This is a genomic window from Xanthomarina arctica, from assembly GCF_014638915.1.
In the GTDB taxonomy this organism is placed as follows: Bacteria; Bacteroidota; Bacteroidia; order Flavobacteriales; family Flavobacteriaceae; genus Xanthomarina; species Xanthomarina arctica.
On record NZ_BMFQ01000004.1, the window covers coordinates 205649 to 219613 of the forward strand.

Sequence of the window (13965 nt, forward strand, 5' to 3'; positions counted from 1 at the left end):
GAAGGTATTATGCAATACAAAGTACTAAAATTTAACAAAAATTTAACAAATGGTAATTCAGTTATATTTGTTAAATTGTACCATGGTTCAAAATGCTAAACTTAAAATTTCATTAAGATGAGAAAAATGACTTATGTCCTATTTTTGGTCTGTTCCAGTTGTTTTTCACAAACATTTCCGGTAGCAGAAAATATTATGGAAACAACTTGGGAAGTCTATCAACCCCCAACGAATTCGCCAGAATATTTGGTACCATTTACAAATGGGTTTGGTTTGGAAGTAACCAGAATAAGCGATGTTGAAGTTTTTGGCGGAGATACCCAAAAGTTGCGTCATCACTATAGTAAAGACTCGCCTTGGAATAGTGATGAAACCTATATAAAACTCTCTGGATATCCTGCAGCCATTCTTGATGCGAATACGTATAAATTTGTACAATGGGCAGATATTCCAAGTTCAGCAACTTGGGCAAATACTAACCCAAATATCATGTATGGCACGTCTAAAAACAAATTAGTTTCCTATAATATTATTATAAATACAAGTCAAACCCTGTACACTTTTAGTGAATATCAAGAGATTAAATATGGTTTCGGTGAAGGAAATACGTCTAATGACGACAGATATATTGGACTTATAGGTGAAAATTTTGATGATATAACCCTAATAGTTTTCGATATATTAAACTCAACTATAGTGGGTACAAAACATATAGGTTCAAAAGATAAATTTGATTGGTTTTCTGTAAGTCCTTTAGGTAATTATGCTGTGGTTAGTTGGGGAACTCATGGAAGTGGAGAAAGAGAAGGCATGAAAGTCTATGATATAGATTTAACTAACGAAAGACATCTGGATGATTATAATACGCATTCAGATTTAGGAGTGGATACAGAAGGAAACGAAGTTCATGTGTCGTTTGGTGACGATTCGGAAAGAGATAAACATTATTATTTAATGATGGTTCGATTGAGTGATGGCTTAAAAACTCCTATTTTCACTTATACTAAAGCTTATGGTGTTTGGCATGGTCATATAAGTTGTAGAAATACTAACAGACCAGGTTGGGCTTATGTAAGTGAAGGTTGTTGTAAGACCATTGGAGAAAAGGAAGTGTTTGCGATTAAATTAGATGGAAGCAATACAATCGAGAAATTTGGTTTGCATCATGCAACTTATAAAGATAATTACAAACAACAAGCGCAAGCAGTACCTAATAGAGATGGAACAAAAGTAATGTTTGCCAGCAGTTGGAATGGTTTTTTTAAAACCGAATTCCCTCCATCTTTTATAGTTGAAAAAAAGTAGTTTTTTAATTAAAAATAATAATCTCCTATTTGTAAATGAAAATAAATCCCAGAAAACTCAATTTCTTTTTGTTATTAAAATTACCATCAGCCTTTTTAACTGGTGTTAGAACAAAATACCTAGATAATGAAAAATGTGTCGTTACCGTAAAACATCGATGGATTAATCAAAACCCATTTAATTCTATGTTTTGGGCTGTTCAAGGCATGGCGGCAGAGCTAACAACAGGTGCGTTAATGATGCAACAAATTAGAGCTAGTGGTAAGAATATTTCTATGTTGGTAGCTAATAATAATGCGAGTTTTCATAAAAAGGCCACCGGTAGAATTACGTTTGTTTGTAATCAAGGCCTAGAGGTGGAAGAAATTATAAAAAAGGCTATTGAAACTGACGAAGGTCAAACTATTTGGATGCATGTTAATGGCACCAATGCAGAAGGTATAGAAGTTTCTAGTTTTAAGTTTGAATGGACTCTAAAATTAAAATCTTAGATATTAATTTTTAATAATCAGGCAACAATTTTAAGTCAATAATTGTTGAGGTTTTAAAGAAATGTGTAACAAATCATCATAATAGGCAACTAATACATTAGACAACTTAACAAAATACAGTACTATGCTAGCACACGAAATAGATTATAAGATTTATGGTGAAGAAATGCAGTTTGTTGAAATAGAATTAGATCCGCAAGAAGCTGTAGTGGCTGAAGCAGGTAGTTTTATGATGATGGACGATGGCATCCAAATGGAAACCATATTTGGAGATGGTTCATCAAAGAATAAAGGGTTTTTAGATTCCATTCTTGGAGCTGGAAAACGGATTCTTACGGGAGAAAGTTTATTTATGACGGCTTTTTACAATACCCTTTCTGGAAAGCGAAAAGTAAGTTTTGCATCACCTTATCCAGGAAAAATAATTCCAATTGATTTAACTGCTTTTAATGGCAAGTTTATTTGTCAGAAAGATGCTTTTTTATGTGCCGCTAAAGGAGTGAGTATTGGAATAGAATTCAGTAAAAAACTAGGTCGCGGCCTATTTGGTGGCGAAGGTTTTATCATGCAAAAATTAGAAGGCAATGGAATGGCTTTTGTTCATGCAGGAGGTACCATGGTTAGAAAAGAATTAAAATCTGGCGAAGTTTTAAGAGTCGATACAGGTTGTATCATTGGTTTTACCCAAAATATAGATTACGATATAGAATTTATTGGAGGTATAAAAAATACCATTTTTGGAGGCGAAGGCTTGTTTTTTGCGAAACTACAAGGTCCAGGAACCGTTTTTATTCAGTCTTTACCGTTTAGCAGATTAGCAGGTCGCGTTTTGGCTTCTGCACCTCAAGGTGGAGGAAAAGATAAAGGTGAAGGTAGCATCCTTGGAGGGTTAGGGAATTTATTAGATGGAGATAATAAATTTTAACACCAAAAGGATTGTTAAAATTATGTTTAATTTAAAAAGAGACCCTTTTTTTTATTAAATTTATAAAACTAAACTAAATGATAGCCTATTAACAAATCTACTTTTATTAAACCCAAAACCTAAAAAATATCATGGCTAGAGCAATGTTCGAGTACACCAAAACTGTACTAAATAAGGTAAGTTTTGATGCTACGTTGTTTTGCAAAGAAGTACAAAAAGCCCTTCAACGATTATTACCGTATGAAATTGAAGAACTAAAGATTTTTATAGAATCTCTTGTACAGCAAAATCCCGACTTAAATCAATGTCTAATCTATTTGAAAGAATAATAAAAATAAAAGCGACCAACAGGTCGCTTTTTTTATTCCTTTATTTGAAATTCTGGAACTTTAAATTATTTCGGCAAGGGACTGATAATTTCCACATTTTGAAATTTTATGGCTCCTCTAATAATACCCGAAATAACATCTTGCATCGCTTCTATTATTTGCATCTTTAATTCACTTTTATGATATAATAAGCTCACCTCTCTTGCTGGGCTTGGCTCATTGAAGAAATGTAAATTTTGTTTGCATTTTTCATTTAAATCTAAAGTGTGTAAATAGGGAAGAAGTGTCATTCCCATACCTTCATTGGATAGCTTAATTAGTGTTTCAATACTGCCACTTTCTAATTGAAAACTAGTATCTGCTTGATTTTTAAATGTCTTACACAAATTAATAACGCCATCCCTAAAACAATGTCCATCTTCCAATAATAACATGTCGTCGATGTCTAAATCTGCGGTACTAATCTTTTGTTTGCTGTGTAATCTATGGTGTTCTGGAATATAACCTACAAAGGGCTCATAATACAATACACGTTCTTTAATACTCTCTGTTTCTAGTGGTGTGGCTGCAATAGCGGCATCCAGATGTCCTTCGTTTAATCTGGAAATAATATCTTCTGTGGTTAGTTCTTCTATTTTAAGTTTAATTTTTGGATACTTTTTTATAAAAGCTTTTAAAAACATAGGTAGAAGTGTCGGCATGATGGTAGGAATGATACCTAATTTAAATTCGCCACCAATAAAACCTTTTTGTTGATCTACAATATCTTGTATTCTATAAGACTCGTTAACAATGTTTTTAGCTTGGTTTACTATTTTTCTACCTACATCTGTTAGTTCAATGGGCTTTTTACTTCTGTCGAAAATTAGTATGTCTAATTCATCCTCCAGTTTTTGAATCTGCATACTTAAAGTTGGTTGGGTAACAAAACATTTTTGTGCCGCTTTAGTGAAATTTTGGTTCTCGGCAACTGCTAAAACATAGTATAATTGAGTGATAGTCATAAGTATCAATTTAGACTATAAAAATATAAAATCTATCAATAAAATTTATGATTAATTTTGTTAAATATCTTGTAATTTTGAATGAACAATAAAAACAACGTAGATTATGACACTTAATAGTATCGGATTAGATCAAAAAAAGACTAAAGACATAGCGAAAGATTTAAATGGCTTATTAGCTAATTTTCAAATATATTATCAAAACTTAAGAGGTATTCACTGGAATATTAAAGGAAAACGCTTCTTCGATTTACACGTGAAGTTTGAAGAACTATATACAGATGCCAACTTAAAAGTAGATGAAATAGCTGAACGTGTTTTAACTTTAGGTGAAACACCGCTACACACCTTCGAGGATTATACAAAATTGGCAAAAGTACCAGTTGGAAAAAATATATCTCAAGATGAGAAAGCAGTAAGACTAATAGTTGAATCGTTAGCAGAATTATTACACATAGAACGTAACCTACTGGATAAATCTGGGGAAGCAAACGATGAAGGAACGAACTCTATGATGAGTGACTTTATTACCGAACAAGAAAAAACGGTTTGGATGATGAAAGCTTGGTTAGGCGAAACCGTATAAATTAAATTACAATTAATAGCAAAACGAAAGCGACTTTTCGGTTACTGAGCGTAGTCGAAGTAAGTCGCTTTTGTTTTTATAAAAAGTTTTGAAACTTAAAATCTAATCAGTAATTCTAAATCGTCGTTTTCTAATATAAATTTGGCGTCTGTGAAACTTGGTGGACCATAAAGCATTGGGTTATTGGACATGCCATAAGATTCTAGAGGCATACCAGTAGCGTCAAAATCCATTTTACCATTGTCGTTTGCATCATGAAATACCATAATCGCATAGGTTCCTGGTACTAAGTCGTCGAAAGTAACTTCTACTTTTCCATCCACAATGGCACTTTTTATGTTTTCTAAACCTTGTCCTTTCATAAAAGTATCTTCAGAATGTAATCCAATCAGCATACTTCCTTCATCGTTTAAAGCATTATCTATTTTTACAGTAATACTATATGTTTCGGTGTCGTCTTGAGCTTGACAAAAAGCTGTGGTTAAAATAAGTGAGAAAATTAAAGCTAGTGTTTTCATATTTATAAAATTTTAATTGATTAATACTTTTCAAATATCTGCAAAAAGTTAAAAGGAATCTAAGTAAAGATACTGAACTGTAGGTTCATATCCTTGAATTGTTAATTATTGGCTCTTTGTATTCAGATTTTTAACATAAACCTTTTAAATGGTTTGTAATTATCTTTATTTTGCTCATTAATTATATTGATTAAATAAGTAAGAATGTTTTATGCCATTGATATTTTAGGAACCATTGCTTTTGCAATTTCGGGTGTTCTAGTTGCTTTAAATAAAAGAATGGATCCTTTTGGTATTTTGATTATTGCGTTTGTAACCGCAGTAGGAGGAGGAACTTTGCGTGATGTTTTAATAGGAGACACACCGGTTAGCTGGATGAAAAACATGACCTATGTTTATGTTATTTTTGGTTCTACCGTATTTGCTGTAGTATTTAGAAAAAAAATCGATTACTTAAGAAAATCATTGTTGCTATTTGATACCATTGGAATTGGATTATACACAGTAGTGGGCGTAGAAAAAGGAATTTCTGCGGGTTTAAGTCCCATTATTTGTGTGTCTTTAGGAACTATGTCTGCTTGTTTTGGTGGTGTTATTCGAGATATATTATGTAATGAGATTCCAGTTATTTTTAGAAAAGAAATTTATGCTACTGCTTGTATTTTGGGTGGTTTCTCATATTTTTTAATTAAAAAACTCCCAATAGATATTGATCTAGCTTTTGTAATTGCTGGAAGTATCGTTATCTTGACAAGGCTTTTGGCTATTCGTTTTAAAATTAGCCTACCAAGCTTGTATAAAAATGAATTAAACTGAAATTGAAGTCGAAGTTGAAAAACTATTCAATAATTTCTACTTTTTCGATGTATATATTGTGTAATGGCCAATCCGCAACATCTGTTTCTTGTTTGGCGATTTTATCAACCACATCCATACCATTAATCACTTTTCCAAAAATTGTATAATCTCCATCTAAATGATGGGCGCCTCCTTCTTTTTGCACAATAAAAAACTCGAATGGAGAGGCTAATTTATAAGGGTTTTCAATATCGCTACTTGGCATGCTAATAACACCTTTGTCGTGCTTAAAACCTCGCTTGGTGTCTGTAGGTAAAAGATATCTGCCAATCCTATTGCGCTTTTTTGAAACTTCTGCATTATCAGAATTCCCGGCTTGAATTATGAAATTATTAATTACGCGATAAAATTGCGTGTCATCAAAATAATCTTGCTTCGTTAAAAAGATGAAATTAGCCCTATGAAATTTCGTTTCATTAAATAACAAAATGTCAATATCTCCCAGATTGGTTGTAATGCGAACTTTGTTTTCAGGATTTTCTCTTTCATACTGAAGAAAAAATTCCATAGCGTTTTCGTCCGTTAAACGTGTAGTATCTTTAATTTCTACATCAAGTTCATTTTCTGGGATACTGTTTTTTTTATTTATTTTACTTGTTTCTTGAGATGATGTATTTGTTTTTTTATCAGATTGTTTATCTTCACAATTCAATAAAACGAAACTAAATAGCATTAGAAAAATATATTTCATAAATAACTTTAGATGTTTATAATGTCTGGTTTATTAATGATTGCTTTCAGTTTAATATGTAAATAGAAACCATGGAATTTGATAAATTTTGTAAGCTGATTTCAAAAATAGAAAATATCCCACTTCCAGCCGAACCATCTCAGTTAAAAATGTCTCCACCTTTTAGGGAAGCCTTGGAGGAAAAGCAGAGTCACCAGATAAAAGATGCGAAAATGGCGGGAGTCATGGCCTTATTTTATCCAGATACTTTGCAACAAACACATTTGGTTTTAATTTTGCGAAAAACCTATAAAGGAGTTCATTCTGCTCAAGTTGGTTTTCCTGGAGGAAAATTGGAAATCACAGACAGCTCTATAAAAGCGGCAGCTATTAGAGAAACATTCGAGGAAATTGGGGTGCCACAAAATGATATTGAGGTTTTAAAAAAATTAACACAAGTATATATTCCACCAAGTAATTTTTTTGTGCAACCTTTTATTGGAATTTCTAGAATGACGCCAAAATTTATAAAACAAGACGAGGAGGTTGAAGCTATCTTAGAGATTTCATTAATTGATTTTATTAATGAGAATAATGTTGTAACCAAAACAGTTTCAACATCTTATAATGTGGACGTGCTTGTTCCTGCTTTTAATTTAAATGGACATGTGGTTTGGGGAGCAACAGCCATGATGCTCAGTGAAATAAAAGACTTGTTAAAAGAACTCTTGTAAAAGGACAGTTTTATTACCTTTGTATTTCCTAACACTAAAAAAATTATGGGATTGTTTAAAAGAAATCCTTTCGGACATATACTATTTGTAAAAAAATGGGTCATTAGAATTATAGGTTCTTTAACCCATCGCAGATTTAGAGGGTTTAATGAACTTCAAATTGAAGGTTCCGAAATTATAAAGAATTTACCAGACACAAACGTGCTTTTTATCTCTAATCACCAGACATATTTCGCCGATGTAGTCGCCATGTTCCATGTTTTTAATGCCAGTTTAAGTAATCGAGAAGACAATATTAAAAATATAGGTTATTTATGGAACCCAAAATTGAACATCTATTATGTTGCTGCAAAAGAGACCATGAAGTCGGGCTTGTTGCCTAAAATTCTAGCTTATGCAGGTTCTATTAGTATTGAACGAACATGGAGAGCCAAAGGTGAAGATGTTAACCGACAAGTGAAGATGAGCGATATTTCTAATATTAAAAAAGCGCTTGACGATGGATGGGTGATTACTTTTCCTCAAGGAACCACAACACCTTTTAAGCCTATTAGAAAAGGAACTGCTCATATTATTAAGCATTATAAACCTATTGTTGTCCCTATTGTTATTGATGGCTTTAGACGTTCGTTTGATAAAAAAGGTCTTCGTGTTAAAAAGAAGAACATCCTTCAATCTTTTGAAATTAAGCAACCTTTGGTTATTGATTACGAAAATGAAAGTATAGCGGATATTGTTGAAAAAATAGAATATGCCATAGAACAGCATCCATCTTTCTTAAAAGTAATTCCTATAAAAGAAGTAGAAGATCAGGAAGAATTGAATAAATTAAGAAAATGGCGCCTTGAGGACCATTATTAACTTAAAGAATTCCACGAGGCTACGCCTTGAGGTTATCTATCTAGATATCCAGTTTCAAGAAGTTTTTTATTAGACTTCCAGTTTTTTGAGTTCTTTATAGTTTGAATTAAGTCGTTTTAATAATATACCATATATCAGGTAGTAAAATCCTAGTATGATGGCTATTAATACACCCAAGAATACTAAGGTTAGAATAATGGTCATGGCATAGAATTTAAATATCTCTCCATTAGCCGATGCTTTATCCATAAGAGAGATCATTTCTTTATCTCTATCAAACTGAACCCCTAAAGCAACAAATGCCGAAACGGCCATGTATATTAGGTTAAATCCTACATATTGCTTTACGGTTCGTCTTGTTTTTAAAATGTTTTCCATTAAAATTTTAGCACTATCAGTAGCCGATATAGTTCTATAGTTTATATAAAATCTATAGAAAAAATAGGCCAAAATAATATATCCTAATATAAGCAAAGGAATCATGATGTTTTCTGCATGATAACTTTCAAAACGTTTATTATAATCTGTATTTTTAAAGGAGAAAGAGATTCCTGTCCATAACAAAAACTCTAATATGCTAATTATAAAAATCCATTTAACTATCGAAGAAGATTTCTTCAAAATCATTTTATAGATTTCTTTATATGAAAGTTTCGGATACTTCGTATCTTCATTGCTCTTCCAGTCCTTTTTTAATAATTCTAATTCATCCATATGATTACGGATTTAAAATAGTTCTAAGCTTTGTTTTTATGCGATTCATTTTAACTCGCGCATTAACTTCACTAATTCCTATTGTTTCACTTATTTCTTTATAGTTTTTGTCTTCTAAATATAGAAAGACAAGCGCTTTTTCAATGTCATTTAATTGGTGTACAGCTTTGTATAACAATTTTAATTGCTCTTCTTCTGTATCGTCGTATGGTTCTGATTTTATTTTGAATTCAAAAGCGTCAAAATCTTCAGTTCTTATGGAACGTTTTCGCTTTCTATAAAGAGTTATGGCCGTATTTAGTCCAACACGATACATCCAAGTACTAAATTTAGAATCTCCTCTAAACTTAGGATAGGCTTTCCAAAGTTGTATGGTAATTTCCTGAAATAAATCATTATGCGCATCTTGGTTGTTGGTATAAATTCTACAAACCTTATGCACAATGTTCTGATTTTTCTCTAATTCCTCTACAAAACTATGTTCTAACTCTTTATTCAAATTGGTGGTTTAGCTACCTTATATGTAGCTTTTTGTTTTTGTTTGTTACAAAATCTCTAAACAATCTTTAAAAATAGTCTTTAAGTTGTGTTTATAGTATCTTTGTTATTGAAAACTTTCTTTATTCTTATGAATATTCCTAAATCTAATAATCCACGTATTGTTATCATTGGTGGAGGTTTTGCAGGTGTTAGTCTAGTAAAACAATTTGCTAATAAAAAAGTACAAGTCGTGCTTTTAGACAAACGTAATTATCACACATTTCAACCATTACTTTATCAAGTATCTTCTTCAGGTTTAGAACCAGACTCCATAGCTTATCCCTTAAGGAAGATTATTAAAAAACATGATAATATCTTTTTCCGTTTGGCAGAAGTTTCAACTATAGATTCTAATATTAATCAAATAAACACTGATATTGGAGCCTTAACTTTCGATTACTTAGTTATTGCAACTGGAACAAAAACTAATTACTTTGGCAATCAAGCTATTAAAAATCATAGCATGCCAATGAAAACCGTGCCGCAGGCATTAGATATTAGGAGTCTTATTTTGCAAAACTTTGAAAAAGCGACCATTGCAAAATCTTTAGATGAACGCGAGGCTTTATTAAACTTTGTAATTGTTGGTGGAGGTCCAACAGGAGTAGAGCTTGCAGGAGCCATAGCAGAATTGAAAAACCACATCCTTCCTAAGGATTACCACGATTTGAATTCTAAAGACATGCAAATACACTTGCTAGAAGGTGGTCCGAAACTTTTGCCACCAATGAGTGACCATGCCTCTAAAAAGGCTTTAGAGTTTTTAATAAAATTAGGAGTTATTGTTCATTGTAATACGTTTGTAAAGGACTATGACGGTTTAGTGGTTTCAACTAACACAGATTTAATCTTAGAAACAGAAACCTTAATTTGGGCTGCGGGAGTTACTGGAAATCCAGTTCAAGGTTTGGATGCAAATGCGCTTGTTGAAAAAGCAAATAGATATCGCGTAAATAATTATAATCAAGTAGAAGGTTATCCAAATATTTTTGCTCTTGGGGACATAGCCTTAATGGAAACCGAAGCATATCCCAAAGGCCATCCTCAAGTTGCGCAACCTGCTATTCAACAGGGTAAATTATTAGGAAAAAATCTCATGAAATTAATTGAAGGTAAACCTTTGAAAAAGTTTAAATATAGAGATAAAGGTTCTATGGCGACTATAGGAAGAAACAAAGCCGTAGTGGATTTAAAAGCGTATAAATTTTCTGGGTTTTTTGCATGGTTTATTTGGATGTTTGTTCACCTTATGTCTTTAGTTGGTTTTCGAAATAGAATCGTAGTTTTGTTTAATTGGGTCTATAATTATATCAATTTCGATAAAGCAGCAAGACTTATTATCAGACCCTTTAAGAAGGTGAATTAATTATTTATACAGTTGTGTTTAAGTATTTGATTTTAAATGAAAACACTTTCAGGTATAAATAAAATCTATCGTTGTTTTAGAAGTCCAAAAACAATGAAAAGTTGTGCAAATCCGTAGGTAAACATAATACTAAAATTTGAATAGGGCAAGGGCTGATAAAATTTATTTAAAGCCAGAATACTATCCGAAATCATAAATAAAATAGCCCCAACAAATACGATTAGATAACTGCTTTTTACCACAGCGCCTTGTCTTAAAAAAGCGGTAGTAGCCATACTTAAAATAACAAGCATATATAGAATTACAGGTAGTAGCATGTCTCCCAAACTATCTTTTAAAAGATAAAATAAAAGTAATCCATAGAGTAGCATCAAGCCCATAAAAGGGATCGGTTTTTTTGTCTTATTTCTTTGTTTTAAAAACACCAAAACATAAAAAATATGTGCTGTTAAAAATGCTAGTAGGCCACCGATAAAAAAGTTAGCAGACTCGTTTACAAACATGAGTAATATATCTCCAAGTAAAGAAAAAATCAGAGCTAAATAGATCATCAATTTCATTTTTTTATCAAGATGAGAACTATGTTTCCAGAAAAAAATAATCAAAGAAATCAATAAAGCAGGCTTTGCTATATAATTTAAACCTGAAATACTTTCAATGCTAGAAGTCAAAATTTCTAACGCTAGAAGTATGATGAATAAGATGGAAAATGACTTTTCGGATTTTGTTAGCATGAAATTTAGGTTGAAATCAAATATATTCAATTCATCATTGAATTTTTACAATTCGGTCAATTTTAGTTTTAAATCTATGGATTTCAAGAGAGATTTGTTTCATCATTAAAAAAAACGAACCGTAAATCCATCCTAATGAAACTATCACTCTTAATATTTTTCTTGTTTACATTAACTTCTGGTGTTTCCCAATCTATTATCAACGGAAAGGTTACAGATGCTAAAAATAATCCAGTAGAAGGAGCTAATGTTTATTTAGAAGGTACGTATGATGGAACTACTACTGACAAAAATGGAAACTTTTCATTTAAAACAGAAGAAATTGGAACTAAAACATTGAAAATTTCATTTGTTTCTTACGAGACTTTCACTTTAACAAACGATATTTCCGAATTAAACAATTTAAAAATTAAATTAAGAGAAGACCTGAATGCCTTGGATACTGTTGTGATATCTGCAGGAACATTTTCGGCTGGAGATAATAGTAAAATTTCTGTTTTAAAACCCTTAGACATTGTTACTACTGCTGGAGCAATGGGAGATTTTGTAGGAGCTTTGCAAACTCTTCCAGGAACAACCACAGTTGCAGAAGATGGACGCTTGTTTGTAAGAGGAGGTGATGCTAGCGAAACTCAGATTTTTATAGATGGGATTCGTGTGTTTACACCTTATGTTCCAACTTCTAGTAATACGCCTACTAGAGGTCGGTATTCTCCATTTTTATTTGATGGTATTACATTTTCAACTGGAGGCTACTCGGCAGAATATGGCCAAGCTTTGTCGTCTGTATTGTTATTAAACACAATAGATGAGCCAGACCAGGAAAAAACAGATATTGGTATCATGAGTGTTGGTGCTACTTTAGGTCATACAGAATTATGGGAAAACAGTTCTTTAAGTGTCAATGGTTCTTATATTAATTTAGCACCTTATGTGTCTTTGTTTCCAGATAGAAACGATTGGATTGAACCTTTCCAAGGAGGTTCGGGAGAGGCTGTTTTTAGAAAGAAATTTGATAGTGGCTTATTAAAATTATATACAGCTTTTGAAATGAGTGGATTCGAATTAATTCAAGAGGATATTAATTTTACAGATGGTGTTTACAACAAACTAAACAACACAAACCTTTATTTTAATGGTAGTTACACGGGGGTTTTAGCAGATAATTGGTCTGTTTTTGGAGGTCTAAGTTATACTTACAATAAGAGTAAGGTTGTTGTAATAGCAGATGATATTAAAAATGCTGAAAACTCTTACCATGCGAAGTTTAAATTAAAGCATCATTTTAGTAACCGTTTCAAATTAAACATTGGAGGAGAATATTTCGCAACTAATTTTAATGAAGAGTTCAAAAACCCTGTTATAAACGGCATCTCGTATGGGTTTAATAATAACATAACTGCGGCTTATTCTGAAGCAGATGTGTTTTTCTCAAAAAACATGGCGTTGCAAGCAGGATTGAGATTGGAATATAGTGAGTTGTTTAAGGAGTTAACCTTATCTCCTAGATTATCGTTGGCTTATAAAACATCAGATATTAGTCAAATTTCTATTGCTTATGGGAATTTCTATCAAAACCCAAACAATGCAATTTTAAAATTTGAACAAAACTTATCAGCTCAAAAAAACACCCACTATATTTTAAATTATCAGTTAAATAACGATGGCAAAATTTTTAGAGCAGAAGCTTATTATAAAAATTATACTGATTTGATAAAATACGACACCGAATATGCCGATTTTTCAAGTTCTTACAATAATTCAGGAACAGCGTATGCTGCAGGATTAGACTTATTTTGGAGAGATAACAAAAGCATTAAAAACTTAGATTATTGGATAAGTTATAGTTTTTTGGACAGTGAAAGAGATTATGAAAATTATCCAATAGAGGCAACCCCAAATTTCGTGAATACCCACAACTTATCTATTGTTACAAAATATTGGATTGAAAACTGGAAAAGTCAAGTTGGAATGAGTTATGCTTTTGCTTCGGGTAGATCTTATACAAACCCGAATCTTGGAGGGTTTCTAAATCAGGAAACAAAATCTTATAATAATTTGAGTCTTAATTGGGCTTATTTAATTAGTCAGCAAAAAATTTTATATTTCTCCGTAAACAATGTCTTAGGTATAAAAAACATAGATGGTTATCAATATGCAAAGGTTCCAGACAGTCATGGTAATTATGCCAGTAGCACTTTAAGACCAGCAGCAGATCAATTCTTTTTTGTGGGCTTCTTTTGGACCATCAGCGAAAAAGGAACAGACAACCAATTAAATAATTTATAACATTTAAGTTCTACGCGATTTTTGGTTTTCAAACTGATTTA

The 13965-nt window shown here is 32.0% G+C and carries 16 protein-coding genes; 10 read left to right on the forward strand and 6 right to left on the reverse strand.

Annotated elements, in window-relative coordinates:
- Positions 1-117: 117 nt before the first annotated feature.
- The 4 genes from IEV77_RS15950 (at position 118) to IEV77_RS15965 (ending at position 3050) form a co-directional block, all read left to right on the forward strand.
- Positions 118-1305 (forward strand): T9SS C-terminal target domain-containing protein, encoded by a 1188-nt coding sequence (locus IEV77_RS15950; RefSeq protein ID WP_188466637.1) that lies wholly within the window; start codon positions 118-120, stop codon positions 1303-1305.
- Between the two features lie 35 nt (positions 1306-1340).
- Positions 1341-1796: a DUF4442 domain-containing protein gene (locus IEV77_RS15955; RefSeq protein WP_188466639.1), complete on the forward strand. Its 456-nt coding sequence runs from the start codon at positions 1341-1343 to the stop codon at positions 1794-1796.
- Positions 1797-1920: 124 nt separating this feature from the next.
- Positions 1921-2721, forward strand: coding sequence for a TIGR00266 family protein (locus IEV77_RS15960; protein ID WP_188466641.1), 801 nt, complete (start codon positions 1921-1923; stop codon positions 2719-2721).
- Between the two features lie 131 nt (positions 2722-2852).
- On the forward strand, positions 2853-3050 hold the full coding sequence (locus IEV77_RS15965; RefSeq protein WP_188466643.1) for a hypothetical protein: 198 nt from the start codon (positions 2853-2855) through the stop codon (positions 3048-3050).
- A gap of 65 nt (positions 3051-3115) precedes the next feature.
- Here the strand turns inward: IEV77_RS15965 and IEV77_RS15970 are convergent, their stop codons facing one another.
- A complete protein-coding gene (locus IEV77_RS15970) occupies positions 3116-4054 on the reverse strand; it encodes a LysR substrate-binding domain-containing protein (RefSeq protein ID WP_188466645.1) in 939 nt (312 codons plus the stop codon).
- A 106-nt stretch (positions 4055-4160) separates the two neighbouring features.
- Between IEV77_RS15970 and IEV77_RS15975 the strand changes: the two genes are divergently transcribed.
- The gene (locus IEV77_RS15975) at positions 4161-4640 is read left to right on the forward strand and encodes a Dps family protein (protein ID WP_188466647.1); all 480 of its coding nucleotides are present in this window, start codon (positions 4161-4163) and stop codon (positions 4638-4640) included.
- Between the two features lie 95 nt (positions 4641-4735).
- Here IEV77_RS15975 and IEV77_RS15980 read toward each other — a convergent pair whose 3' ends face one another.
- On the reverse strand, positions 4736-5158 hold the full coding sequence (locus IEV77_RS15980; RefSeq protein ID WP_188466649.1) for a DUF2141 domain-containing protein: 423 nt from the start codon (positions 5156-5158) through the stop codon (positions 4736-4738).
- 204 nt (positions 5159-5362) lie between these two features.
- Between IEV77_RS15980 and IEV77_RS15985 the strand changes: the two genes are divergently transcribed.
- Positions 5363-5974 carry a trimeric intracellular cation channel family protein gene (locus IEV77_RS15985; RefSeq protein ID WP_188466651.1) on the forward strand — a complete coding sequence of 204 codons (612 nt, stop codon included), beginning with the start codon at positions 5363-5365 and terminating at the stop codon, positions 5972-5974.
- A 22-nt stretch (positions 5975-5996) separates the two neighbouring features.
- Here IEV77_RS15985 and IEV77_RS15990 read toward each other — a convergent pair whose 3' ends face one another.
- Positions 5997-6707 (reverse strand): peptidylprolyl isomerase, encoded by a 711-nt coding sequence (locus IEV77_RS15990; RefSeq protein ID WP_188466653.1) that lies wholly within the window; start codon positions 6705-6707, stop codon positions 5997-5999.
- Between the two features lie 71 nt (positions 6708-6778).
- Here IEV77_RS15990 and IEV77_RS15995 point away from each other — a divergent pair, with 71 nt between their 5' ends.
- Positions 6779-7420 carry an NUDIX hydrolase gene (locus IEV77_RS15995; protein WP_188466655.1) on the forward strand — a complete coding sequence of 214 codons (642 nt, stop codon included), beginning with the start codon at positions 6779-6781 and terminating at the stop codon, positions 7418-7420.
- Between the two features lie 45 nt (positions 7421-7465).
- On the forward strand, positions 7466-8281 hold the full coding sequence (locus tag IEV77_RS16000) for a lysophospholipid acyltransferase family protein (RefSeq protein WP_188466657.1): 816 nt from the start codon (positions 7466-7468) through the stop codon (positions 8279-8281).
- A 69-nt stretch (positions 8282-8350) separates the two neighbouring features.
- Here IEV77_RS16000 and IEV77_RS16005 read toward each other — a convergent pair whose 3' ends face one another.
- Both IEV77_RS16005 and IEV77_RS16010 read right to left on the reverse strand, forming a co-directional pair.
- The gene (locus IEV77_RS16005; RefSeq protein ID WP_188466659.1) at positions 8351-8995 is read right to left on the reverse strand and encodes a DUF8845 family protein; all 645 of its coding nucleotides are present in this window, start codon (positions 8993-8995) and stop codon (positions 8351-8353) included.
- A gap of 4 nt (positions 8996-8999) precedes the next feature.
- Positions 9000-9494 (reverse strand): RNA polymerase sigma factor, encoded by a 495-nt coding sequence (locus IEV77_RS16010; protein WP_188466661.1) that lies wholly within the window; start codon positions 9492-9494, stop codon positions 9000-9002.
- A 129-nt stretch (positions 9495-9623) separates the two neighbouring features.
- Here IEV77_RS16010 and IEV77_RS16015 point away from each other — a divergent pair, with 129 nt between their 5' ends.
- Positions 9624-10901: an NAD(P)/FAD-dependent oxidoreductase gene (locus IEV77_RS16015; RefSeq protein ID WP_188466663.1), complete on the forward strand. Its 1278-nt coding sequence runs from the start codon at positions 9624-9626 to the stop codon at positions 10899-10901.
- Between the two features lie 65 nt (positions 10902-10966).
- Here the strand turns inward: IEV77_RS16015 and IEV77_RS16020 are convergent, their stop codons facing one another.
- The gene (locus IEV77_RS16020) at positions 10967-11665 is read right to left on the reverse strand and encodes a lysoplasmalogenase (protein WP_229736698.1); all 699 of its coding nucleotides are present in this window, start codon (positions 11663-11665) and stop codon (positions 10967-10969) included.
- 105 nt (positions 11666-11770) lie between these two features.
- Between IEV77_RS16020 and IEV77_RS16025 the strand changes: the two genes are divergently transcribed.
- Positions 11771-13924 carry a TonB-dependent receptor gene (locus IEV77_RS16025; protein WP_188466665.1) on the forward strand — a complete coding sequence of 718 codons (2154 nt, stop codon included), beginning with the start codon at positions 11771-11773 and terminating at the stop codon, positions 13922-13924.
- Positions 13925-13965: the final 41 nt, after the last annotated feature.

Coding starts and splice junctions, on each gene's coding strand:
- IEV77_RS16025 (WP_188466665.1), top strand. CDS start 11,771: ATGAAACTATCACTCTTAATATTTTTCTTGTTTACATTAACTTCTGGT.
- IEV77_RS15990 (WP_188466653.1), bottom strand. CDS start 6,707: ATGAAATATATTTTTCTAATGCTATTTAGTTTCGTTTTATTGAATTGT.
- IEV77_RS16005 (WP_188466659.1), bottom strand. CDS start 8,995: ATGGATGAATTAGAATTATTAAAAAAGGACTGGAAGAGCAATGAAGAT.
- IEV77_RS15970 (WP_188466645.1), bottom strand. CDS start 4,054: ATGACTATCACTCAATTATACTATGTTTTAGCAGTTGCCGAGAACCAA.
- IEV77_RS15975 (WP_188466647.1), top strand. CDS start 4,161: ATGACACTTAATAGTATCGGATTAGATCAAAAAAAGACTAAAGACATA.
- IEV77_RS15995 (WP_188466655.1), top strand. CDS start 6,779: ATGGAATTTGATAAATTTTGTAAGCTGATTTCAAAAATAGAAAATATC.
- IEV77_RS15985 (WP_188466651.1), top strand. CDS start 5,363: ATGTTTTATGCCATTGATATTTTAGGAACCATTGCTTTTGCAATTTCG.
- IEV77_RS15955 (WP_188466639.1), top strand. CDS start 1,341: ATGAAAATAAATCCCAGAAAACTCAATTTCTTTTTGTTATTAAAATTA.
- IEV77_RS15980 (WP_188466649.1), bottom strand. CDS start 5,158: ATGAAAACACTAGCTTTAATTTTCTCACTTATTTTAACCACAGCTTTT.
- IEV77_RS16015 (WP_188466663.1), top strand. CDS start 9,624: ATGAATATTCCTAAATCTAATAATCCACGTATTGTTATCATTGGTGGA.
- IEV77_RS15965 (WP_188466643.1), top strand. CDS start 2,853: ATGGCTAGAGCAATGTTCGAGTACACCAAAACTGTACTAAATAAGGTA.
- IEV77_RS15950 (WP_188466637.1), top strand. CDS start 118: ATGAGAAAAATGACTTATGTCCTATTTTTGGTCTGTTCCAGTTGTTTT.
- IEV77_RS16000 (WP_188466657.1), top strand. CDS start 7,466: ATGGGATTGTTTAAAAGAAATCCTTTCGGACATATACTATTTGTAAAA.
- IEV77_RS15960 (WP_188466641.1), top strand. CDS start 1,921: ATGCTAGCACACGAAATAGATTATAAGATTTATGGTGAAGAAATGCAG.